Here is a 23,133-nt window from a genome sequence, read left to right as displayed (position 1 = left end):
TATACCACAATATTTTCAAAATGAATAAAAAATAATTGGTTTTTGATAAAAAGATGCAAATAAGTGTATATATATAGTAGGTTGAGTCATATATTATTTAATATTTAAGATCCCTAATTCAAAATGGGATTAAAAGGAGGTTCATAGTTGGAGGTTTTGGAGATAAATACTATAATTACTACGCTGATAGTTATTAGCTATATTTGTGCGATTATGGTATTGGGAAACTATTTTATGTTTAAAAAGCATTATAGTGGAATGAAATGGTTCTTGATATCATATTTGTTGTTTGTAGTTGGTATGACTGAAGCCGGTTTTGTAAACAAATTGCCGCCTTTTGTTGGTATAGTATTACCAAATTTATCGATGTATTGTGCCATATTGAGTATTTTATTCGGAATGCAGCTCTTCGTTGGACTAACTATAAAATATAGAAATTATATTTTGCCTATAATTATTTTTATATTATTTTATAGTTATTTTTCTATAATTAGAATAAATGTGAATGCTAGAATAATTGTTTTTTCGATATTTGCATCGCTGACATATGCTAGAATAGCCTTTATTTCTTTAAAAAAATTTGAAAATAGAATAAAGAGCACTACTAGAATGATGACTGCTGTGGGTTTAATAGCCTCATCATGGTACTTGTTTAGGGCGTTTGATGCAATTTATTCTTCGAAGATTAGTTCGTATTATTTTGCAGGAAATAGAGATGCTTTCTGGGTTTTAGGACTTTTGAGTTTGGTATTGTTTCAGACGTTTGCACTTTTGACAATTATACAAAAACGTTTGATTTATGATTTGAGAACTGTTTACAGAGATAGGGAAGATTTATTAGAAAAGCTTAAAATCAAAGCATATACCGATGAACTTACAGATATCTGCAATAGAAGAAAAATAGAAGAGAGTATAAATTCAAATATTGAAAGATATTTGCGCTATGAGACAGTGTTTTCTATATTGATGATTGATATAGACTATTTTAAAAGTGTAAACGATAATTTTGGTCATGATGCAGGAGATAAAGTACTTAAGGAACTTTCTGCAAGTATAAAAAGAAATATTAGAGGTAGCGATTTTGTTGGACGATGGGGTGGAGAAGAATTTATAGTTATTCTGCCAGAAACAGATATAATAAGTGCATCTATGGTAGCGGAAAAGCTTCGCAAAGTAGTTGAATCTATGGAAGTTGAGAATGGGAATGATTTCATAAAAATAACAATTAGCATTGGAGTAGCAGAATATAATGGAATTGGAGATATGTATAAGTTAATTAAACTTGTTGATATGAGGATGTATAGGGCAAAATCTAATGGCAGAAATTGTGTTGTAAACAATTAAGTTAGATAGAAAATTTTGACAAAAAAGATGTTTATGTTATAATGTGTTAATAGGAGTGGTAAATTTAAATCATGTGAATACTAGGAGAGTGTATTATGGATGACATTAATAGTTTGATAAGAGAAGAATTGATTGGTGAAGAGAATATACTTTGGTCAGGGCAACCAGAGCACAAAATTTTTTGTAAAAACGATCTCAAAATGATTCCGTTTAGCTTACTTTGGGGTGGATTTGCAATGTTTTGGGAAATATCAGTACTGGCTATGGGTGCGCCGATTGTTATGCCGATTGTTGGAGCACTTTTTGTGCTAATTGGTTTATATGCTATTATTGGAAGATTTTTTTATAAGGCATATGTGCAGAAAAGAACATACTATTATGTCACAAATAAGAGGGTTATAGTAGCAAAAGTTTCAGTTAGGACAAAAATAGAGGCAGAATACATAAATTCATTAACTTGTATAAACAAAGATATAAAAAGTGATGGTAGTGGAGATGTTATATTTGGAAACGTAGGATTTTTGATTTCTATGTATGCAAATACTGGAATGGAGTCTTTGGCTAAGGGAAAGGCTTATGGTCAAATACCACTTGCATTTTACGATTTAGCTAGAGCAGATGAAGTTTCAAGAATCATTAATGAAGTAAGAAATGGAAGCTATGATACAATTAATAAAAATAACAAGACATTGATATAGGTATAATTAGAGCTAATTGATGAAAATCAATTGGCTTTTTTGTCGTATATGTTGAATTGATTCGAGAAGGTGGTGTTTTAATGAAAAGTGAAATACTAAATCTAGTAGAAGAAGACTTGATTGCTGGGGAGGTTGTAATTTGGGCAGGACAGCCTAATGATAGACTCTTTTGTAGAAATGATTGGAAAATGGTGCCGTATAGTTTATTTCTGGCAGTATTTTCGTTTTATTGGGAGTATGCTAGCATAGTATCGGGAGCTCCAGTGATTATGCCAATTACAGGTGCTATATTTGTGTTATTTGCATTGTATGCACTTGTCGGAAGATTTTTTTATAAATCATATTTGAAGACAAATACGTACTATTATGTTACAAACAAGAGAGTGATGACTATTAAAAACTTAAGCTATAAAAAGATTGAAGTTAAGGATATATATTACTTAAAAGTGATAAATAGATACATAGACATAGATGGAAGTGGTGATATAGAATTTGGTAATATTCCATTTAGGATGTCAGTATTAATAAATACTGGAATGGATTTATTTAATAGAGGAAGACGGTTTGTGATTGTGCCCCTAGCTTTTTATGACTTAGACAATGCAGATGAAGTATCTAATTTGATAAATGAAATCAGAAAAGGTAATTACGGTGAGATGAATAAAGACGATAAAAAAACGAATTAAAGGAGAGTTTATTATGAAGCAGACAAGTGATGAAAAAACTATTGAAAATTATCTATATGATAATGAAAAAATATTGTGGTTAGGTAAACCAAAAATAAAGATTTTTAGTGTGCTAGATATTTTAATTATACCAGTTACAATAATTTGGCTTGGTATAATAGTAGCGTGGGAAACGATGGCTTTTAGTATCGGGGCGCCATTTATATTTCAGCTCTTTGCAGTTCCGTATATATTGATAGGATTATATGTATTGATAGGAAGATATATATTGAAGATATATCTGAAAAGAAATACGAATTATTGCGTTACAAACCAGAGAATAATAATACTAAAAAAATTAAAATCTTTTAAGGTAGAATCAGAAGAAATATCTAATTTGTCAATTGTAAATATAGAAAATAAAGGTCATAATTTTGGAAATGTAATATTTGGAAATGGCTATATTATGGCTAAAGCGTATGAAAATATTGGTTTAGAATTTTTAATAAAGAAGAGAAATTATAAAAACGTTCCTTTGGCGTTTTATGATATAGAAAATATTGATGAGGTTAATAATCAAATAGAGAGTATTAAATACGAGATGCAGCGGAATATAGAGTTATCAGATAAGGAGAAATAATATAATGTTTGCAGATTATGATATTAATAGTTTCATACATGAAGATTTGATTGAAAATGAAGAGATACTATGGTCAGGTCAGCCTAATGATAGTATATTTTGTAGAAATGATTGGGCAATGATACCACTTAGTCTATTTTGGTCAGTTTTTATTTTTGCTTGGGAGATTATAGCAATAATTAGCGGAATTTATTCAGCTATGCTAATTCCTTTTATTATGGCGATTTTTGGAATACCATTTGTGATAATGAGTTTGTATATCTTGATAGGAAGATTTTTTTATAAGAGCTACTTAAAGAAAAACATATATTACTATGTTACAAATAAAAGAGCTATAGTGGCTATAAATAAAGAGTATAAGAAATTTGAATGTGAATATTTGGATTCATTAAATGTAATAAACAAACAGATAGATATAGCTGGAAGCGGCAATATAATATTTGGAAATAGTCCACTTATGATAGCTATATTTTTGAATACAGGGTTGGATATGTTTGCTAAAGGACAGGGTTATAACACGTTGCCAATGGCATTTTGTGATTTAGATGATGCAGATGTAGTAATAAAACTTATTAATGAAGTTAGAAGAGGAAACTATGAGAACACTGATAAATAAGGTCACTAATTATTATTCATGAGAATAAATGAGTAAGAAAAAAGATAACTACGATACTTGTGGAAGGGTGTAAATACAATGTATAGCAAAGAAAAAACTTTGATAGAAAAAGAGTTGATAAATGATGAGAATGTACTCTGGAGTGGAAGACCTAAAGGAGCAAAGTCTAATGTAGACGATATGCTTAGGACAGCATTTGGGCTACTGGGCATTTTAGTTTTATTTGTCATGATTTTGCCAGTATTAATTGCGGAAGGAATATCTCCTAAATTGATTTTATTTTCTCCATTTGCGATTGCATATTTAAATTTTGCGTTTGGAAAGAATGTAACTAAATCTTATATGCTAAAGAGGACATACTATTATGTTACAGACAAAAGAATTATAGTGATTAGAGATTTTAAAAATAGAAGGCTTAATAGTGCCTTTATTGGAATGCTAGATTCTATAGAAGTTAAACACGATAGATCAAGAGGCTATGATGTGATTTTTGGCGATAGAGAAAGCGGACAGCTAACTCGTCCTGATAGTGGTTTAGAGTATACAGTTAATATTGGCGAATCACCATATCCAGGGCTAGGTTTTTTTAATATAGATGATGGAAATGAGGCAGCAAAAATAGTGAGAAATTTAAAGTATTCTAATGAAGAATCGGAGGAAATAAATTAATGAGAAAAACAGATTATGGATCACTTATTGAAGAAAAATTGATTGATGGAGAAACTGTGCATTGGTCTGGAAAATCAAAAAAGATTTTTTATGGAAATAGAGATATCATGCAATTTCCGATAAGCTTTGTTTTTGGAATTATTGTGATCATATTTGGGCTGGGAAGCATATCAACTCCGATGGGGTTGATGTTAGTTTTGATTGGAATATTGATTATTTTTGGAAAATTTATAGGCGGTAAACAGGGTAAGGCCGGAACTATTTATTATGTTACGAATAAGAGGGTTATAGTACTAAAAACTTCTTTCGGAAATAGAATTAAATCTTATAATATTGAAGAGCTAATAGCTATAGATAAAGAAAACAAAGCCAATAAAATTGGAACTATAATATTCAAAAACGAATACTATAAATTGAAAACAGTGTACGTAAGAAGTGTAGTATCTAGGAAGCCTATATACGGCTTAGAATTTCTAAATATAGAAAATGTAGATGAAGTTTATAAACTAGTAAATAAACTAAAACTTGGAAAAAGAATAGAGGAAAAAAGAGCATAAAAAATCCCCCTTAAATATAGCAGAACAAAAACTATATTTAAGGGGGGAATTTCACCTAATCATTCTCATTTAACCATTTTTTTAGTACAGAAATATATTTTTCATTTTCTTCAACAAATGGCATATGTCTGCTGTATTCAAAAAGTTCCCATTTTGAATTTGGAATTTTATCATACATTGTTTTAGCTATTAATGGTGAGCACAAATCTAGTAGCCCACTAGTTATGAGACAAGGTTCATTTATATTCTCAATTTCATCCATGAAATCAAAATTCTTTAATGTACCTGAAGGGCTAAATTCATTTTGACCCCAAGCTGTTATATAAGCTTCAGTGCCAGCAACTTTAGATCTTTTTATACATTCAGGAGAATTTTCATCAATTGCTGGAGCGCAGTGACGAAGCATAAATTCACTTTCAGCTTCTAAGTATTCATCAGATGAGTAATCATTTGCCTTTTCAGCCTTAGCTATAGCATCTTGCATATGTTCTGGCAAGTAGCTAACTCTACGTCTTTGTTCTTTTTCCCAAAGCCAAGCTGCAGGAAGAGTACTAGATAAAATATAGCTTTTGATTCCATCTGGTTTTCGATCGCAGGCATATTGAATGGCTTGCATACCACCCCATGATTGACCTAGTACGTGAATTTCGTCTAAATTCAAATGTTTTCTTAGTTCGACAAGTTCATCTATCCATGTATCTGCATTCCAAAGATCAGGTCTAGATGGTGTAGAAGAAAGTCCACAGCCTAATTGATCGTACATTATTACTGCTCTACCATCTTCTGCTAGAGAGTCAAGTACTTCAAAATAATTATGTGTTGAACCCGGTCCACCATGCAACAAAACAATTGGCTTCTTGCCTTCAGAGCATTCACCAACTATTCTATAATAAGTTTTGTAGTTTAAATATGGCATATAACCTTCTGTAATTTTCATAGCGCATCCCCTTATAAATATGATATTGGAAGTTACTGCTACTCATAAAATGAGTTCCTGTAGATAGTATAACACTTGTGACATATCTACAAAATTTAATTTTTGTAACTATTTGCGCTTAAATAATTATTGAAGATATTCTATCAAAAGCTATTTTTAATTGACTAATATCTTTGGTGCAGGCAATTCTGATAAAACCTTCGCCGCATTTTCCAAAAGCATTTCCCGGAATAGTTAAAACTTGAGCACGTTCTAAAAGCATAGTACTAACCTGTTCAGATGTAAAATTGGTACTGCTTATATCTATGAATAAATAGAAAGTACCATCATGATTGTGTAATTTCATCCAAGGTATAGATTCAATTCTAGATATAGCGTAATCAATTCGCTTTTTGTAAGTATTTATGAGTGACGTTTGAATTTTATTTCTATTGTTTAGTGCGTAGATACCAGCTCGTTGGGATATTGAAGGTGCAGTGAATGCAACATTTTCATTTACCAATAGACATATATCTATTAATTCTGGTGGGGCTATTATATTGCCAATACGCCAGCCGGTCATGGCATAGTTTTTTGAGAAACTATTTATAACTATGAGCCTGTCTCTTATTTTTTCTATTTCAACCATTGAGTGAAATGATTTGTTAAAATCGTAGGCATCGTAAATTTCATCAGATATGATAGCTAAATCGTATTTTATAGCAATATCAGCTATCATATTTAGTTCATCCAAATCCAATATAGCACCAGTTGGGTTATTAGGAGAGTTAATTATAATAGCTTTTGTATCAGTGGTGATATATTGTTCTAAATCGTCAGAATCTAACGCAAAGTTATTGTTTACATATGCACAAATTTCAATTGGAACTCCACCAGCCAATTCAACTTGTTGTTTATAGGGCGTGTAATATGGGGCAAATAAAAGAACTTCTTCGCCGGGATTAATTATAGTTTCTAAAGTTAAATACATACCTAAACAAGCACCAACGGTTATCATCATTTCATCAGTACTTATATTTATGCTGTATTCATCTTCATAAAATTTTGAAATAGAATACAGCAGCTCAGGATCACCCCTAAAATCAGTATACTGAGTATGTCCTTTTTTAGCTTCATTTGAAGCAAAATCAATTATGGAACTGTCGGTTGTGATATCAGGGTCGCCTAAACTTAGATCTATTGTATGATTGAATTTTTTTGCTAGTTGATCAACGGCGCCCATGAGGGTAGGCTTTGCTTCTTTATAGCGTTTTGCAATTAATTTGGTTTTCATGGGAACACCTCCTGTGAAATATTATTCATCTAAATGAATAAATAAGTATTGTTGATATTATAGCATAAATAGTTTCATTGTCAATTTAAATTCTTATTATTATTCTTTACTTTTTTACTTTTTTGTAATATAATCGTATACATTAAAAACAAAAGACTCTTATCAAGAGAGGTGGAGGGACAGGCCCTTTGAAACCCAGCAACCGTATGTTCATGTACATGGTGCTAAATCCTGCAGCATTTAGCTGATAGATAAGGAAATATAACTTAAGTATGTAAACCTAAGGGATTATCCTTTAGGTTTTTATTTTTTTGCAGGAGATGATAAGGTGTCGTTCGATTAGTACAGAAAAGGGGTATGATTATGAAAATTGATAAATTATTTTCTCGCAAAAATGTAGTATTTTCTTTAGAGGTATTTCCGCCAAAACCAACTACACCTATCGAAACTATATACGATACGCTAGAAGAGTTAAAAGATTTAAAACCAGATTATATTAGTGTTACATATGGAGCGGGTGGTAATAGTTCTAATAATAGAACATGTGAACTCTCATCGCTCATAAAAAACAAGTATGAAATAGAATCATTAGCACATCTTACATGCATCCAATCTACAAAAGAAACTATTGAAAAAACACTGCTAGAACTGAAAAAAGAAGGAATAGAGAATATCTTAGCGATGAGAGGTGATTTGCCAATACGAGAGGTTTCGAATGGAGAGTACAAACATGCATTTGAACTCATAGAACATATACGAAGAAAACATGAGTTTTCGATTGCCGCAGCTTGTTATCCAGAAGGTCATTTAGAAAGCCAATCATTAGATCAAGATATCAAGTATTTAAAACAAAAAGTTGATTGCGGTGCAGACTATCTTATTAGTCAGTTGTTTTTTGATAACGAATTATTTTATAATTTTAAAGAAAGAGCATTTGAAAAAGGAATACAAGTACCTATACAAGCTGGAATTATGCCAGTTATAAACAAAAAGCAAATAGAGAGAATTACGAAACTATGTGGTGCTACGTTGCCAGATAAATTTCTAAAAATAATGAATAGATATGAAAATGACAAGATAGCGCTTAGAGACGCTGGAATAGCTTATGCAGTTGAACAAATTATAGATTTAATTTCAAGTGGGGTTCAAGGCGTACATTTGTATACTATGAATAATCCTTATGTTGCTAGGAAAATAAATGAAAGTGTAAAAAATATAATTGTTTCAATAAATAGTGGACAAGCAATTTAATAGAGGTGTATAAAAAATATATGGAAAAGTATTTTAAAATAGAAGAACGAGAAGTTTTGAGGTATCTTGGTTATGGTAAACATGACGCTGATGAATATACTTTGAATGTAATAGATGAATGTAGGAATGAATTGAGAGAAATTGCTGAATTAAGGTATATTTATAGAGTATTTGATATAGAAAAGAGCGAAAGAAGAATAGAGATTTCAAGAACAAAATTATCATTAGAAGGCAATTCGATAGTGACTCATTTGTTAGAATCTGATAAATGCGCTTTGATGGCAGTGACGCTAGGTACATTCCTAGATAGAAGGCTTATAAAATATTCTAAAGTAGATACTCATAGAGGTTTAATATTAGATGCATGTGCTACTGTAATGGTAGAAGAAATTTGTGATTTTGTTGAAAAAGAAATAGAAGAGATAGCATTAAATGAAGGATTTTGTATAACTAGAAGGTTTAGCCCTGGATATGGTGATTTAAGCATTGAAATTCAAAGCGAATTTTTGAATGCGATCCAATCACAAAGAAGTATAGGTATAACGGTTAATTCAAGTTCTATACTTATACCGAGAAAGTCAGTTACTGCGATTATAGGGTTTACTAGAAAAAGTTATCAAAAGAAAAGAGCTACATGCTTTGAGTGTGATAAATTTAAGAATTGTAATTACAAAAGGTCAGGTGATGGTTGTGACAGTTAAAATTAATTTACTAGATAAAATTTGGATATTTGATGGAGCTATGGGAACGATGCTTCAAAATGATGGCCTAGAAATAGGTGGCTTGCCAGAAATACTAAATATTGAAGCAAGTGAAAAAGTGGTAAATATACACAAAAGATACATAGAGGCTGGAGCTGATTTTATAACGACCAATACATTTGGTGCAAATGAGATAAAATTAAAGAACTCTAGCTATGAGGTAGAAGATGTGATTGATGCAGCTATAAAAAATGCTAAGTTAGCTTCTGATACCAAGGATGTGAAGATAGTGCTAGATATAGGTCCTATAGGAGAAATGCTAGAACCACTAGGAACACTTGCTTTTGAAAGAGCCTATGATATTTTTAAAAGACAAATTTTGCAAGGAGTAAAATCTGGAGCAGATATAATATTGATAGAGACAATGTCGGATTTATATGAGGCAAAAGCAGCAATACTAGCAGCAAAAGAAAACTCTGATTTACCAGTATTTTGTACAATGACATTTGAAAAAAACAAACGAACATTTGCAGGAGTGAATGTCAAGACAATGGTTATGACCCTTGAAGGGTTAAATGTAGATGCATTGGGGGTAAATTGTTCGCTAGGGCCAGTGGAACTTGAGTCAGTGATTGAAGAAGTTATGAAATATGCTAGCATACCGGTTATAGTACAGCCAAATGCAGGATTACCACGAATGTCAAATGGTGAAACTATATATGACTTATCTAGTGATGAATTTGCATCAGCAGTAGAAAAAATGGTTAAATCTGGAGTTAATATCGTTGGAGGTTGCTGTGGGACAACTAATGAGTTTATAAAGAGCCTTTCAATTAAGTTTAAAGATACCAAGCCATATATCATAGAGCGAAATAAGCTAAAGGGAGTATGTAGTGCACTAAAATGCATCGAATTTGAAGGAATAAAAGTGATAGGAGAGAGAATAAATCCAACTGGTAAAAAACTTTTTAAAGAAGCACTAAAAAATAACAATATAGAATATATAGTGAAGCAGGCACTAGAACAAATAGAAGCAGGCGCAGATATACTAGATGTAAATGTAGGACTTCCAGAAATAGATGAGGAAAAAATGATGGTTCAAGTAATTAAAGAACTACAGACAGTAGTAGATGTTCCGTTGCAAATAGACTCTAACAATTCAAAAGTTTTAGAGGGAGCACTTAGAGTTTATAATGGTAAAGCAATAGTAAATTCTGTAAATGGTAAAGATTTGGTGTTAGATAGACTTCTTCCAATAGTAAAGAAATATGGTGCAGCTATAATAGGTCTTACATTAGATGAAGATGGTATTCCTTCTAGTGCAGAAGATAGATTTAGAATTGCAGAAAAAATAGTAGATAGATGTTTAAGTTTAGGAATACCCAGAGAAGACATAATAATTGACTGTCTAACTCTTACCGCATCAGCTCAGCAAAAGGATGTAATAGAGACATTAAAAGCGATAGAACTAGTTAAGGCTAGGCTTAATGTGAAAACAGTTTTAGGAGTTTCAAATGTTTCATTTGGTTTACCAAATAGAAATCTTTTAAATAGAACTTTTTTATCAATGGCACTTTATTCAGGTCTTGATTTTCCTATAGTAAATCCAAATGATGTGGACATAATGGATACTATATCAGCTTTTAAAGTTCTTTCAAATGAAGATTACAATTCAAAAAAATATGTAAGTAATTTTGAAAATCAAATCAGAGAGACGAGAATAATAAAGAAAGAGAATGTTAAAAGAGAATTAGATAACGAGATGGATAATTCAAATGATGAGCTTATTCAAGTTATAATAAAGGGATTAAAGGAAGAATCAGCTGAAATCACCAAAAATATACTTAAAAAGAAAACTGAAATTGAAGTAGTAAACGAAATTCTCATACCAGCACTTAATATAGTAGGAGAAAAGTATGAAAAGGGAGAGATATTTTTACCACAACTTATACAATCGGCAGAAACTGTAAAGTGTTCTTTTGATGTCATACAAAGTAGATTGATTTTAAATGATGAAAATAGGATAAATAGAGGGACTATAATACTTGCAACAGTTAAAGGTGATATCCACGATATAGGTAAAAATATAGTAAAGACAGTGTTAGAAAACTACGGATTTGAAATAATAGATTTAGGAAAGGATGTTTCAAAAGAAAAAATTGTTGAAGAGGCTAAAGAAAAAAATGTTAAATTAGTGGGTCTAAGCGCACTTATGACCACAACGGTAAAGAGCATGGAAGAAACTATTAAAGCTCTTAAATCAGAAAATATAAAATGCAAAATATTTGTAGGTGGAGCTGTATTAAACCAAGAGTACGCAGATATGATAGATGCAGATTATTATGCAAAAGATGCCAAAGAGGCAGTAGAGATAGCAGAAAAGATTTTTTTCGATATTTGATGAATTACATTATGGAGTGAATTACTTTGTTTTTTCCAAGTTTTTTAGCTTGGTATAAGAGAGCATCAACCTCTTTTATAAAATCATAGCAATTGTCATCATGTTTTTCAGGTGAGAGTATTTGGATACCGGTGCTAATTGTAATTTTAATAGAATAATCGTCGATACCAAAATTATGGTATTCGACGATTTTTCTTATTCGTTCACAAACGGATATGCAGTCATATAAATCAGCATAGGGGAATAGAATGGCAAATTCTTCACCGCCATAGCGTGCTATAAAATCGTAATTTCTGATATTTTTTGAAAGAAGAGAGGCAAGCTCTCTCAAAATAGCATCTCCAGCTAAATGGCCAAATGAATCATTAATTTTTTTAAAATCATCTATGTCTATTATAGCTAACCCAAGAGCAGACTTAGATTTGTAGGCATTTTCTTTTAATAAATCAAAATGATAATAGAATGACTGATGATTGTTTAATTTAGTTAAAAAGTCAGTGTTGGCTAAATGTTTTAATTCGTTATTTTTTTTAGTAAGTTGATTGTAGTAATAGTTTTTTTGATTTTGTAAATGCGTTATTTGATTCAAAGCAAATCCAACGATAAAGCTTATTAGTATAATTACAAGTATATTACCGAATAAATCTATGAATATCAAATCAGAAGACAATTGATTGAAAGAAATAAAGACTTCTATAATTGAAGCAATTAGTGTAAATATTAGATTTTTAGGAAGAGAAAATCTTATGCTTTGAACCAAAACATACACAAAAAGCAAATTTGATAAATCTAGCGGAGCATTTTGATATATGTATATGAAAATGCAGACAAATACACCATCTATAAATCCAGTTGAAATAGATGGTTTGATATTGTCTGAAATGCGTTGTGAAGTTTTTTTTGCAAAATTAAATAGATTAATTAAAACATAAACTAAATATAGCGCACTAAAATATTTTAAGTGGAAGTCATTACTTTTAGAAAAAATGGGGAATGCTGCGTTCAAAAGTAATAATAGAATAACAACCTGCATAGATATATATAGTTCTTCAATTAATGCAGAGGCGTTTTGGTTCATATTTCGCATAGTAGAATCCTCCAAAAATTTGATAATGATTATCAATCGAAAACGATTATATCATTTTTGACGAAATAAAGCAATTTAAGAATAAAAAGATTAAATTTTTGAAATATATGTATACAGGATTCTTTTGGGAATTACCGCTAAAATTAATGATGTATAAAAAATGATTTCAATTTATTAACAATAAATTAAAATTTAAAAATATTTTTTTCACAAACGTTTGTTTTTGGAAGCAATTCCTACATTATTCATGTTGAAGGCGAAAAAAAGGAAATATGCTAAAAATAGAACTGTGATTAAAATAAACAATCGGAAGTGAAATGGTTGAAAAACGAAAGATTGTTAAAAAAGCAACAGACTTATTTATTTGAAAAAAAGCATTCAATTCCTCATATTAAAATAGGAAAACGGTTGACACAAAATGCAAACCGGGAGTATAATCAATCATGTATATTTTTTCGAATCATTAAATTAGATTTTCGAAATTATATCATTTAGTAAAAGGGGGAAGTATTCATGAGCAGATTGAACATCATTACACCAAATGAAGCTCAAATGGTAGTTGAGGGGCTTTATCATGATGTAGAACGAAGAATTGTGGCAAGTCCACCAGGGTTGTGTCCTGTAGACATGTCAGCAGCGTTTTTGAAATTGTGTCACGCACAAACTTGTGGTAAATGCGTGCCATGTAGAGTTGGGCTAGGTCAATTATCAGAGTTAATTGACGATGTATTAGAAGGAAGAGCAGATTTAGAGACTTTGGATTTAATTGAAAAAACTGCAAGAGTTATTAAAAACTCAGCAGATTGTGCAATTGGTTATGAAGCTGCTAATATGGTATTAAGAGGAGTAATTGGATTTAGAGATGATTACATAGAGCACATTCAGAATCAGCGTTGCTTATGTAGTTTGAGTCAACCGGTTCCATGTGTTGCACTTTGTCCAGCTGGAGTAGATATTCCAGGATATGTAGCTCTTGTTGCAGAAGGACGAAATGCAGATGCAGTTCGTTTAATTAGAAAGGATAATCCATTCCCAGTAGCTTGTGCTATGGTTTGTGAACATCCTTGTGAAGCTAGATGCCGTAGAAATATGGTAGATGATGCAGTAAATATTAGAGGAATAAAGAGATATGCAGTAGATCACGCTGGAGTAGTACCAGTACCAGAATGTAACGAATCAACAGGTAAAAAAGTTGCTATTATAGGTGGTGGTCCAGGAGGACTATGTGCAGCATACTATTTATCACTTATGGGACATGCGGTTACTATTTATGAAAAGCAACCAGAATTAGGTGGAATGCTTAGATATGGTATTCCAAGTTATCGTTTACCTAGAGAAAGGCTACAAGAAGATATAGATGCTATGCTATCAACAGGTATTGAAGTTCATACAGGTGTTGAGATTGGTAAAGACATCGATCTTAAAAAATTAAGAGAAGACTTTGACTGTGTACATGTTGCAATTGGTGCACAAGTTGATAAGAAATTAGGTATAGATGGAGAAGATGCTAGAGGCGTTATATCTGCAGTTGAGATGCTTCGTTCTATAGGTCTTGGAAATATGCCTGAATTTAAAGACAAAAAAGTAGTAGTTATTGGTGGCGGAAACGTTGCTATGGACTGTACAAGAAGTTCTAAGCGTCTTGGTGCAGAGAGCGTTACTTGTGTTTATAGACGTCGAGTTACAGATATGACAGCGCTTGGAGAAGAAGTTGAAGGGGCTATTGCAGAAGGATGTGAAATCACACCACTTGTAGCACCTATAAGAATAGAAAAAGATGCTGAAGGCAATGTAAAAGGTCTTTGGGTACAGCAACAAGTAGTTGGAGAGGTAGACGGTTCAGGTCGTCCACGTCCGATGAAAGCAAATATGGAAGAAGAGATGATTCCATGTGACATCGTTGTAGTAGCTATTGGTCAAAAAATTGCAACTGAGCAATTTGAAGCTCATGGAATTCCTACAAATAGAGGAGTAATAGCTGCGGCTAGTACAAGTGATTTTGAAGGAGTAGATGGAGTATTTGCTGGTGGAGACTGTGTAACAGGTCCAGCTACACTTATAAGAGCTATAGCAGCGGGTAAAGTTGTTGCAGCAAATATAGACGAGTATTTAGGATATCACCATGAAATTACAGTAGATGTTGAAATACCTCCTGTAAAATTAAAAGACAGCAAACCTTGTGGACGAGTTAATATGAAAGAGCGTCCAGCAGAGGAGAGAAAGAATGATTTTGATTTAATGGAGCATTGTATGACAGAAGAGGAAGCTCTTCAAGAGTCTAACAGATGCCTACGCTGTGATCATTTTGGATATGGCGTGTTTAAGGGAGGTAGATGTGACAAATGGTAAAATTAACTATAGATAATATCACGGTTGAAGTTCCTGCTGGAATGAGTATAAAAGCAGCGGCAAAGAAAGTCGGAGTAAATATACCAACACTTTGCTACTTAGAAGGAATAAATGAGATTGGAGCATGTAGAGTTTGTTTAGTTGAGATTGAAGGTACTGAAAAATTAGCTACTTCATGTAATACTCCAGTTGAAGAGGGAATGGTAGTTTATACAAATAGCCCAAAAGTATTAGAAGGTAGAAAGACTAATGTACAACTTATTTTATCTCAGCATAGTTGTGATTGTACGACTTGTGTAAGAAGTGGTAATTGTACACTACAAACATTGGCGAATGATTTAGGAATATTAGATATGCCATATGTTAAGAAACCAGAGAGAAATAAATGGAATAAAAACTTTTCACTTATAAGAGATGCATCTAAATGTATAAAATGTATGAGATGTGTTCAAATTTGTGATAAAGTTCAAACTCTTAATATCTGGGATGTAGCGGGAACTGGTTCTAGAACTACAGTTGACGTTTCATACAATAGAAAGATAGAGAATACTGAATGTGCTGCATGTGGTCAATGTATAACTCATTGCCCAGTAGGAGCACTTAGAGAAAGAGACGATACTGATGTAGTTTATGAAGCGTTAGCAGATCCAGATACTATTACAGTACTTCAAGTTGCACCAGCAGTTCGTACTGCGTGGGGAGAGACTCTAGGACTTACAAAAGAGCAAGCAACTCCAGAAAAAATGGTTGCAGCTATGAAGAAAATAGGATTTGATTATGTATTTGACACAAACTTTTCAGCAGATCTTACAATAATGGAAGAGGGAAGTGAGTTTTTACAAAGACTTCCAGAACTTAGAGAAAAGAAACTTCCTATGTTTACATCTTGCTGTCCAGGATGGGTTAGATTTATAAAAACTCAATATCCACATATGGTAGGTCAGCTTTCAAGTGCAAAATCACCACAGCAGATGTTTGGTGCGGTTACTAAAAGTTACTTTGCTGAAAAATTAGGAGTATCTCCAGACAAGATATTCTGCTTGTCAGTTATGCCATGTCTTGCTAAGAAAGAAGAGTGTGCGGTTCCAAATATAAACGATACAGGTGCGGATAGAGATGTTGATATATCTATTACTACACGAGAGTTTGTAAGAATGGTAAGAACTCAGCATTTAGACTTAGAAGCATTAGAAGAGCAAAACTTTGATTCACCACTTGGGGTATCAACAGGTGCAGGCGTTATATTTGGAGCGACAGGTGGAGTTATGGAAGCAGCTCTAAGAAGTGCTTACTTCTTGGTAACTGGTCAAAATCCTGATGCTGATGCGTTTGCTAAGGTAAGAGGATTAGAAGGCTGGAAAGAAGCTAGCTTTAAAATAGAAGATACAGAAGTAAGAATAGCTATAGCAAGTGGACTAGGAAATACTAGAAAACTTATGGACGCTATTGATAGAGGCGAAGTTGAGTATGACTTTGTTGAAATAATGGCTTGTCCTGGTGGCTGTGCTGGTGGTGGCGGTCAGCCAATACATGAAGGCTGTGAATTAGCTGGAGAAAGAGGCGAAATACTTTATAGCTTGGATAAGAATGCAGAGCTTAGATTCTCTCATGAAAATCCAAATATAGCTAAAATGTATGAAGAGTATTTTGAAAAACCACTTTCACACAAAGCACATAATTTACTTCATACTGATCATTTTGGTTGGGAAATGAAGAACAAATAGAAGAAATTTTAGGGAACCTAGGCTAGATGCTATAGGTTCCTTTTTTGTAGATAAAATAATTGCAGTCTCTAAAAAAAATATGATATTCTAATAATATCGTAAAAGAGAGGACGATGATTAGTTATGAGTAAAATAGGGTTGGTTATAGAAGGTGGAGGACTTAGAGGGATTTATACAGCAGGTGTACTCGATAGCCTTATGGAAAATGATATATACATACCGTATGTTATAGGAGTTTCAATGGGAGCTTGTAATGGAGCTTCTTATATATCGAGGCAAATAGGAAGAACAAAGCGGGCTACATTGGACTACTTACATGATAAAAGGTATATAAGCTATAGAAGGCTTTTCAAGAAAGAAACTTTATTTGGCATGGATTTTATATTCAATGAAATACCAAATGAACTGGTTCCATTTGATTACAAAACATATATGGAATCCAGCCAAAAATTTGTTGTAGTTACGACTGATTGCAGTAGTGGACAAGCAGTTTACTACGATAATAAGGAGATAGATAAGGAAAATAAACTTTTGAGAGCATCGAGCAGTTTGCCACTTATTTCTAATGTTGTAAAGTACAAAGGCAAGGAGCTCTTAGATGGTGGAATAAGTGATTCTATTCCAGTGAAAAAAGCATTAAGTGATGGAAATGAAAAATTAGTAATTATACTGACTCAGCCAAGTGGCTATAGAAAAAAGTTGACAAAAGGAATGTTTATGGCTAGAAAATTGTATAGAGATTATCCTAAGTTGGTAAAAGCTATCGAGAGCAGACATGTATTTTATAATGAAACACTTGAATATATCGAGCGATTAGAGCTAGAAGGTAAAGCACTTGTCATAAGGCCAAATGAAGCATTGAAGGTTAAAAGAGCTGAGCGTAATATAGAAAAACTAGAAAGATGTTACGAAATAGGATATGAACAAATGAGAATGAAACTTGAAGAACTAAATGAGTTTTTGAAAAAATAGTATAATGAGTATTATTACTAATTGAAATAAATACTAATTACCAATTGACAAAACTTATCAATTGGTATAAAATGAAATTGTCAGTTTGAAAGATTTACTCAAATTGATGCTATGGAGTGGTTTGATGGTAAATAATGAATCAGTTGAAATGTATTTAGAAACGATATATATACTCGAGAAAGAACATGGACATGCCCACGGGGCAGAAATAGCTAAAAGGCTTGGTGTTACAAAACCGAGTGTGTCTAAAGCTATGAAATACCTAAAAGAAAAGGGATTGATAGTTAAGGAACATTATGGAACAATAACACTTACGAGTGAGGGGCGCAGTGTTTCAAAACGTATATACAAAAATCATCGACTAATAACATTATTTTTGGAGGATTCTCTAAAGCTAAAGAAGGTTGAAGCTGAGAAAAATGCTTGTAAGATAGAGCATGTTATCTCAGATGAAATGATAGAAGCTATAGAGGAATATCTTGTGAAGCAAAATATTGATGTAGGTATCGAAAATGAGTTGGAGGCGTAAACATGGAAAATATTTTAGAACAAAAAATGGTAGTAGGTGGTAATTATCAGACTGAATCACAGCATGTGGGTGCCAATGATTTGACTCAAGCAGATGTTGATAGACAATATACTATTAGGTCTATTGAAACTGGCGATGAGGAATTAAAAGATTTCTTATTTACGCTTGGTTGCTATGAAGGTGAAGAGATTACATTGATATCTATATTAGCAGATAATTACGTGGTCACAGTGAAAGATGCTAGGTATAGTATAGATACAGAATTAGCAAGAGCTATAATTATATAATTTTATATTAGCAAATTTGCCAAATTCATTTGGCAAATCTTGCGTTTTTTTATGCTGAAAATGTTAGCTGTGGCTAACATGGGTATTGATAATTATTATAGATTTTAATTAGAGTGGTTAACTTAAGAATGTATTGCTATTATCATTTTATTTTTTTATCAAAAAAGTTAACCTCGGCTAATAATTTATATAAAGTGGAGGAGATTATTTATGAAAGTAGCACTTACGGGTAATCCGAATAGTGGTAAGACAACCTTGTTTAACGCTATTACGGGAAAAATTGAGCGTGTGGGTAACTGGGCAGGAGTAACTATTGATAAAAAGGAAGGGGATATCAAGAAAAGCCTTAATAAAACTGGTCGTGAAATTACAGCAGTAGACCTTCCTGGAGCATATTCGATGTCTCCATTTACATCGGAAGAAAGTATTACAAGTGAGTTTGTTAATAATGAAAATCCTGATGTAATAATCAATATTGTAGATGCTACAAATTTGAGTAGAAGTTTATTTTTTACAACACAATTGCTAGAGTTAAATATACCAGTGGTTGTAGCGCTGAACAAGATTGATATCAATCAGAAAAAACAAACTGAGATAGATACAAATGCACTTTCGAAAAAATTAGGTTGTCCAGTTGTTGAGACTTCAGCAGCTAAAAGTACAAATAATGGTTTGGAAAAACTAATAGCTGCTGTTGCTGGAGTTCGTGGACAAGTTCAGAGAGCTCCATTTGAAGCTAAAGGACTTAATAAAAACGATAAAAAATCTGTTGAGGTGTTTGACAGAAAAAGATTTGAATTTGTAAAAGATATTGTATCTAAAGTTGAAAATAAAAAACTAGATGTGAATAAGCAGACTAAGCAGGATGCTGTAGATAGAATAGTGGCACATAAGTGGTTAGGATTGCCGATTTTTGCGCTTATAATGTGGGCGGTATTTTCTATATCACAGACACATGTAGGACCTTATATAGCAGAAGTATTAGGTGGATGGATAGATGCTTTATATGGTGCAGTAGAGGGTGCAATGGGAGACGGTGTTTCACCGATTCTTAGAGCTATATTATTAGATGGTATAATTGGTGGCGTTGGTGCAGTTGTAGGATTTTTACCTCTAATAATGGTGTTGTTCTTCCTTTTAGCTTTATTAGAGGATTGCGGATACATGGCTCGTGTGGCTGTTGTAATGGATAGATTTTTCAAAAAAGTTGGTTTATCTGGAAAGTCTATTATACCTATGATTATAGGTATTGGTTGTGCAATTCCTGGAGTTATGGCTACTAGAACTATTAAGAACGAGAGACAGAGAAGAACAACCGCTATGCTTACACCATTTATGCCGTGTGGAGCGAAATTACCTGTAATTGCACTTTTTGCAGGAGTATTCTTCGATGATGCAGCATGGGTTGGAACTACAATGTATTTCATGGGTATAGCGATAATTATAGCAGGAGCATTGCTTATAGTTAGAATTACTGGAGAAAAAGGTGCTAGATCATTTTTCATAATGGAATTACCTGAGTATAAAATACCAAGCATCAAGAAGGCTACTATTTCGATGCTTTCTAGAGCAAAAGCATTTATTATAAAAGCAAGTACTATAATACTTCTTTGTAATGCAGCAGTTCAAATTATGCAAACATTTAACTGGTCTTTTGAAGTAGTTGCAGAGGGAGCTGAAAATACAAGTATTTTAGCAAGTATCGCATCACCATTTGCAGTATTGTTGATTCCATTAGGATTTGGAGTATGGCAATTGGCAGCCGCAGCAATCACTGGTTTTATTGCGAAAGAGAATGTTGTAGGAACTCTTGCAGTAGTTTACTCAATAACAAATTTTATAGATACAGATGAACTTGCATTGGTTTCAGGTAGCGAAAATGTAGCTCAAATTATGGGTATTAGTTCAGTTGTAGCATTAGCATATTTGACATTTAACTTATTTACTCCACCTTGCTTTGCAGCTATTGGTGCTATGAATGCTGAAATGGAAAATAAGAAATGGCTTTGGAGTGGTATTGCATTCCAATTTGGAATGGGATATACAGTAGCATTCTTTATTTATCAAATTGGTTCATTGATCACTACAGGGGGTGTAGGAACAGGTTTTGTACCGGGTCTTGTAGCTGTAACATTGATGATAGGATTTGTGGTGCATTTGGTAAAACAAGGCGATAAAAAAGCAGCAGCTAAAAATGGTACTAGAAAAATTAAGAGTGCATAGGAGATGATAGTATGGGAAACGTAATTGTTGGAGTAGTTATATTAGCGATAGTGGCCCTAGCAACTGTAAAAATCATCATAGAAAAGAAAAAAGGTGCAAAATGCATTGGTTGTCCGTATAGTCAATCGAATGGAAATTGCAATTGTAAATAATTTAAAAAGAGCTGTAATAAAGTAGATTGGTAAATCTATTTTATTACAGCTTTTTATTTATTATAAATTGATAAAATATAATTGAGCTAAGATAGTTTATTGATTTATAGTTATTGAATAGTTACAATCAAAAGTTTCGCCGATAGGAAGTTCTAAAATGCCAGCTTTCTTGCTGAAATCGTCTTCAAAGTCAACGTAGTCTGCATGGCCAAACCAAGGTTCTATGCACACAAATGGTGCACCTTCAGGCTTAGACCAAAGACCAACACATGGAAAACCATCAAAATCAAGAACTATTGATTTTGTACTTTTTCTGCTTTTCAATGCTATATATTTGGAATCTAAATTTTTGAATACTAGAGCATCATTTTTAAATAAATCATTTGATATATCTAGAATATTATTGTTTTTGAAAAAAGGAATAGAATTTCCCGTAAATAGACCTAATTTTGAATCTAAAATTTGCTGATAAGCTGTTTCAATTTTTTCAAATTCAAAGTAATAGTCGTTTATTGATTCGTCAGTTAATAATGGACAATTAAAGCCAGGATGAGCTCCTAGTGAAAAATATATTTTTTTACTATCTTTATTTTTTACACTATACTTTATTTCTATTTTGTTTTTAATTAAAGTGTAACTAACATACAAATCGAATTCATAGGGATATACTTTTAAACTATTAATAGAGCTAGATAAAATATATGTTATTGAGTTGTTTTCTTTGCTATAGATTTTGAATTCAGAGTCTCTAGCAAAACCATGTTGTGTAAGAGTATAGTTTTTCTGATTAACTCTATAAGTGTTGTTATTTAATTTTCCAACGATGGGAAATAGTATTGGAGCATGCCTTTTCCAATAATTTTCATCAGCGTTCCAAAGATATTCTAAATTGTCATTTAAACCCAGTATGCTGTTTAACTCTGCTCCATGTGTTGAAATCTGTATTTTTAATAAATTATTTGATAATGTAGACATCATGATTATAATCCTCCTTTAAATAATACGATTATAGATGTATTATATCATAGTAAAAAAGTTGAAATGTTTTGAGATAAATAATAGAATAAAGTAGATATATTAATTTAGATTTTGAAGGAGAAATGCTTTAGTTATTAAAAATGTTGATAAATGTGGTTGAAAGTGTTCAAATATACTCAAAGGAGTTGATGGATACATGAAACATATTACAAATTATAAAACTAAAGATTTTGCAGCGATACTTAACATTTCATTTAAGGTGCTTAGGTAAGGGGATGAAGAGATTGCAAAGGGCATACAAAGTCGAATTAAAACCAACAAAAAAGCAGATTCAAAAGATTAATCAATCACTGGGAATTTGTAGATGGTTATATAACGCTTATCTTGCTAAAAATCAATCACTTTATCAGAACTTTAAAGAGGGGAAAATAGATAAGAAAAGCGCCTTTATATCAGCTAATAACTTTGATAAATATATCAACAATGAAATCAAAGTATTGCATGAATACAAGTGGATTAATGATTGTGGTAGCAAGGCTAGAAAGAAAGCTATATGTAATGCAGAGTTATCATATAAGAAATTCTTTAAATGTGAAGCAGGCTTCCCTAGATTTAAGAAAAAGGGCAAGTCTAAAGTCGGTTTATATTTTCCAAAGAATAACAAAACTGACTGGAAGATAGAGCGTCATAGAGTCAATATACCTACCCTTAAATGGGTGAGACTTAAAGAGTTTGGATATATTCCAACCAATGCAAAAGTTATTAATGGAACTGTTATAGAGCGAGCAGGGAGATATTATGTATCAATTGTTTGCGAAGTAGAAAAAACTGAGGATGACAAACCTAAGACAGAGCCAATTGGAGTAGATTTAGGAATAAAAGATTTTGCTATTTTCAGTAATGAAGTTGTAAAAAAGAACATCAACAAGACTTCAAGAGTAAAAAAACTAGAAAAGAAGTTAAAACGTGAACAAGTAAGACTTTCAAGGAAATATGAATGTCTTAAAAAAACAAAAAAACTAGAAAAAGGAGGAGCTACTAGGCAAAATATCCATAAACAAACAGTCAAAGTACAAAGAC

22 protein-coding genes and 1 riboswitch are annotated in these 23,133 nt (G+C 32.2%); of the genes, 18 read left to right on the top strand and 4 right to left on the bottom strand.

What is annotated here, in order from left to right; genetic code table 11:
* Positions 1-147 precede the first annotated feature (147 nt).
* From N4A40_03355 to N4A40_03325, 7 genes are all read left to right on the top strand, one after another.
* On the top strand, positions 148-1,344 hold the full coding sequence (locus N4A40_03355; GenBank protein ID MCT4660873.1) for a GGDEF domain-containing protein: 1,197 nt from the start codon (positions 148-150) through the stop codon (positions 1,342-1,344).
* Between the two features lie 95 nt (positions 1,345-1,439).
* Positions 1,440-2,042, top strand: a complete 603-nt coding sequence (locus N4A40_03350) for a hypothetical protein (protein MCT4660872.1) — start codon at positions 1,440-1,442, stop codon at positions 2,040-2,042.
* A gap of 80 nt (positions 2,043-2,122) precedes the next feature.
* Complete coding sequence (locus tag N4A40_03345; protein MCT4660871.1) at positions 2,123-2,728, top strand: hypothetical protein; 606 nt, start codon at positions 2,123-2,125, stop codon at positions 2,726-2,728.
* A 13-nt stretch (positions 2,729-2,741) separates the two neighbouring features.
* A complete protein-coding gene (locus N4A40_03340) occupies positions 2,742-3,347 on the top strand; it encodes a hypothetical protein (protein ID MCT4660870.1) in 606 nt (201 codons plus the stop codon).
* 4 nt (positions 3,348-3,351) lie between these two features.
* A complete protein-coding gene (locus N4A40_03335; protein MCT4660869.1) occupies positions 3,352-3,963 on the top strand; it encodes a hypothetical protein in 612 nt (203 codons plus the stop codon).
* Between the two features lie 78 nt (positions 3,964-4,041).
* Positions 4,042-4,632: a hypothetical protein gene (locus N4A40_03330; GenBank protein MCT4660868.1), complete on the top strand. Its 591-nt coding sequence runs from the start codon at positions 4,042-4,044 to the stop codon at positions 4,630-4,632.
* Positions 4,632-5,189: a hypothetical protein gene (locus N4A40_03325; protein ID MCT4660867.1), complete on the top strand. Its 558-nt coding sequence runs from the start codon at positions 4,632-4,634 to the stop codon at positions 5,187-5,189. The genes N4A40_03330 and N4A40_03325 overlap by 1 nt, the downstream gene beginning before the upstream one ends.
* 55 nt (positions 5,190-5,244) lie before the next feature.
* Here N4A40_03325 and N4A40_03320 read toward each other — a convergent pair whose 3' ends face one another.
* Both N4A40_03320 and N4A40_03315 read right to left on the bottom strand, forming a co-directional pair.
* Entirely contained in the window at positions 5,245-6,126 is an 882-nt protein-coding gene (locus N4A40_03320) for a proline iminopeptidase-family hydrolase (GenBank protein MCT4660866.1), read from the bottom strand.
* 118 nt (positions 6,127-6,244) lie between these two features.
* Positions 6,245-7,399, bottom strand: a complete 1,155-nt coding sequence (locus N4A40_03315) for an aminotransferase class I/II-fold pyridoxal phosphate-dependent enzyme (GenBank protein MCT4660865.1) — start codon at positions 7,397-7,399, stop codon at positions 6,245-6,247.
* A 156-nt stretch (positions 7,400-7,555) separates the two neighbouring features.
* Positions 7,556-7,657: riboswitch (SAM riboswitch) on the top strand.
* Positions 7,658-7,762: 105 nt separating this feature from the next.
* On the opposite strand from N4A40_03315, the gene metF reads away from it, so the two are divergent.
* From metF to N4A40_03300, 3 genes are read left to right on the top strand one after another with little or no spacing between them, the layout of a single operon-like run.
* On the top strand, positions 7,763-8,650 hold the full coding sequence (gene metF / locus N4A40_03310) for a methylenetetrahydrofolate reductase [NAD(P)H] (protein ID MCT4660864.1): 888 nt from the start codon (positions 7,763-7,765) through the stop codon (positions 8,648-8,650).
* Positions 8,651-8,670: 20 nt separating this feature from the next.
* A complete protein-coding gene (locus tag N4A40_03305; GenBank protein ID MCT4660863.1) occupies positions 8,671-9,351 on the top strand; it encodes a methionine synthase in 681 nt (226 codons plus the stop codon).
* Positions 9,296-11,752: a homocysteine S-methyltransferase family protein gene (locus N4A40_03300; GenBank protein ID MCT4660862.1), complete on the top strand. Its 2,457-nt coding sequence runs from the start codon at positions 9,296-9,298 to the stop codon at positions 11,750-11,752. The genes N4A40_03305 and N4A40_03300 overlap by 56 nt, the downstream gene beginning before the upstream one ends.
* Positions 11,753-11,756: 4 nt before the next feature.
* Here the strand turns inward: N4A40_03300 and N4A40_03295 are convergent, their stop codons facing one another.
* Positions 11,757-12,839, bottom strand: a complete 1,083-nt coding sequence (locus N4A40_03295; GenBank protein ID MCT4660861.1) for a GGDEF domain-containing protein — start codon at positions 12,837-12,839, stop codon at positions 11,757-11,759.
* A 513-nt stretch (positions 12,840-13,352) separates the two neighbouring features.
* Here N4A40_03295 and N4A40_03290 point away from each other — a divergent pair.
* The 7 genes from N4A40_03290 to N4A40_03260 all read left to right on the top strand — a co-directional run bounded on the left by N4A40_03290 (position 13,353) and on the right by N4A40_03260 (position 21,075).
* Positions 13,353-15,188, top strand: coding sequence for an NAD(P)-binding protein (locus tag N4A40_03290; GenBank protein ID MCT4660860.1), 1,836 nt, complete (start codon positions 13,353-13,355; stop codon positions 15,186-15,188).
* Positions 15,182-16,912 (top strand): NADH-dependent [FeFe] hydrogenase, group A6, encoded by a 1,731-nt coding sequence (locus tag N4A40_03285; protein MCT4660859.1) that lies wholly within the window; start codon positions 15,182-15,184, stop codon positions 16,910-16,912. The genes N4A40_03290 and N4A40_03285 overlap by 7 nt, the downstream gene beginning before the upstream one ends.
* 123 nt (positions 16,913-17,035) lie before the next feature.
* Positions 17,036-17,884, top strand: a complete 849-nt coding sequence (locus N4A40_03280; protein ID MCT4660858.1) for a patatin family protein — start codon at positions 17,036-17,038, stop codon at positions 17,882-17,884.
* Between the two features lie 124 nt (positions 17,885-18,008).
* Positions 18,009-18,413 carry a metal-dependent transcriptional regulator gene (locus tag N4A40_03275; protein ID MCT4660857.1) on the top strand — a complete coding sequence of 135 codons (405 nt, stop codon included), beginning with the start codon at positions 18,009-18,011 and terminating at the stop codon, positions 18,411-18,413.
* Positions 18,414-18,415: 2 nt separating this feature from the next.
* The gene (locus tag N4A40_03270; protein ID MCT4660856.1) at positions 18,416-18,700 is read left to right on the top strand and encodes a ferrous iron transport protein A; all 285 of its coding nucleotides are present in this window, start codon (positions 18,416-18,418) and stop codon (positions 18,698-18,700) included.
* Between the two features lie 210 nt (positions 18,701-18,910).
* The gene (locus N4A40_03265) at positions 18,911-20,923 is read left to right on the top strand and encodes a ferrous iron transporter B (GenBank protein ID MCT4660855.1); all 2,013 of its coding nucleotides are present in this window, start codon (positions 18,911-18,913) and stop codon (positions 20,921-20,923) included.
* A gap of 11 nt (positions 20,924-20,934) precedes the next feature.
* A complete protein-coding gene (locus N4A40_03260) occupies positions 20,935-21,075 on the top strand; it encodes a FeoB-associated Cys-rich membrane protein (GenBank protein ID MCT4660854.1) in 141 nt (46 codons plus the stop codon).
* A gap of 96 nt (positions 21,076-21,171) precedes the next feature.
* Here N4A40_03260 and N4A40_03255 read toward each other — a convergent pair whose 3' ends face one another.
* Positions 21,172-22,053, bottom strand: coding sequence for an aldose 1-epimerase family protein (locus N4A40_03255; protein ID MCT4660853.1), 882 nt, complete (start codon positions 22,051-22,053; stop codon positions 21,172-21,174).
* A 275-nt stretch (positions 22,054-22,328) separates the two neighbouring features.
* On the opposite strand from N4A40_03255, the gene N4A40_03250 reads away from it, so the two are divergent.
* On the top strand, positions 22,329-23,133 hold an 805-nt coding region (locus tag N4A40_03250), incomplete at its 3' end, for a helix-turn-helix domain-containing protein (GenBank protein MCT4660852.1).

It is taken from the genome of Tissierellales bacterium, assembly GCA_025210965.1.
Taxonomy (GTDB): domain Bacteria; phylum Bacillota; class Clostridia; order Tissierellales; family JAOAQY01; genus JAOAQY01.
Note: the sequence above shows the minus strand (reverse complement) of the source record. Positions and strands in the feature narration are given on the sequence as shown.

Coding starts and splice junctions, on each gene's coding strand:
- N4A40_03350 (MCT4660872.1), top strand. CDS start 1,440: ATGGATGACATTAATAGTTTGATAAGAGAAGAATTGATTGGTGAAGAG.
- N4A40_03345 (MCT4660871.1), top strand. CDS start 2,123: ATGAAAAGTGAAATACTAAATCTAGTAGAAGAAGACTTGATTGCTGGG.
- N4A40_03340 (MCT4660870.1), top strand. CDS start 2,742: ATGAAGCAGACAAGTGATGAAAAAACTATTGAAAATTATCTATATGAT.
- N4A40_03335 (MCT4660869.1), top strand. CDS start 3,352: ATGTTTGCAGATTATGATATTAATAGTTTCATACATGAAGATTTGATT.
- N4A40_03330 (MCT4660868.1), top strand. CDS start 4,042: ATGTATAGCAAAGAAAAAACTTTGATAGAAAAAGAGTTGATAAATGAT.
- N4A40_03325 (MCT4660867.1), top strand. CDS start 4,632: ATGAGAAAAACAGATTATGGATCACTTATTGAAGAAAAATTGATTGAT.
- N4A40_03320 (MCT4660866.1), bottom strand. CDS start 6,126: ATGAAAATTACAGAAGGTTATATGCCATATTTAAACTACAAAACTTAT.
- N4A40_03315 (MCT4660865.1), bottom strand. CDS start 7,399: ATGAAAACCAAATTAATTGCAAAACGCTATAAAGAAGCAAAGCCTACC.
- metF (MCT4660864.1), top strand. CDS start 7,763: ATGAAAATTGATAAATTATTTTCTCGCAAAAATGTAGTATTTTCTTTA.
- N4A40_03305 (MCT4660863.1), top strand. CDS start 8,671: ATGGAAAAGTATTTTAAAATAGAAGAACGAGAAGTTTTGAGGTATCTT.
- N4A40_03295 (MCT4660861.1), bottom strand. CDS start 12,839: ATGCGAAATATGAACCAAAACGCCTCTGCATTAATTGAAGAACTATAT.
- N4A40_03290 (MCT4660860.1), top strand. CDS start 13,353: ATGAGCAGATTGAACATCATTACACCAAATGAAGCTCAAATGGTAGTT.
- N4A40_03285 (MCT4660859.1), top strand. CDS start 15,182: ATGGTAAAATTAACTATAGATAATATCACGGTTGAAGTTCCTGCTGGA.
- N4A40_03280 (MCT4660858.1), top strand. CDS start 17,036: ATGAGTAAAATAGGGTTGGTTATAGAAGGTGGAGGACTTAGAGGGATT.
- N4A40_03275 (MCT4660857.1), top strand. CDS start 18,009: ATGGTAAATAATGAATCAGTTGAAATGTATTTAGAAACGATATATATA.
- N4A40_03270 (MCT4660856.1), top strand. CDS start 18,416: ATGGAAAATATTTTAGAACAAAAAATGGTAGTAGGTGGTAATTATCAG.
- N4A40_03265 (MCT4660855.1), top strand. CDS start 18,911: ATGAAAGTAGCACTTACGGGTAATCCGAATAGTGGTAAGACAACCTTG.
- N4A40_03260 (MCT4660854.1), top strand. CDS start 20,935: ATGGGAAACGTAATTGTTGGAGTAGTTATATTAGCGATAGTGGCCCTA.
- N4A40_03255 (MCT4660853.1), bottom strand. CDS start 22,053: ATGATGTCTACATTATCAAATAATTTATTAAAAATACAGATTTCAACA.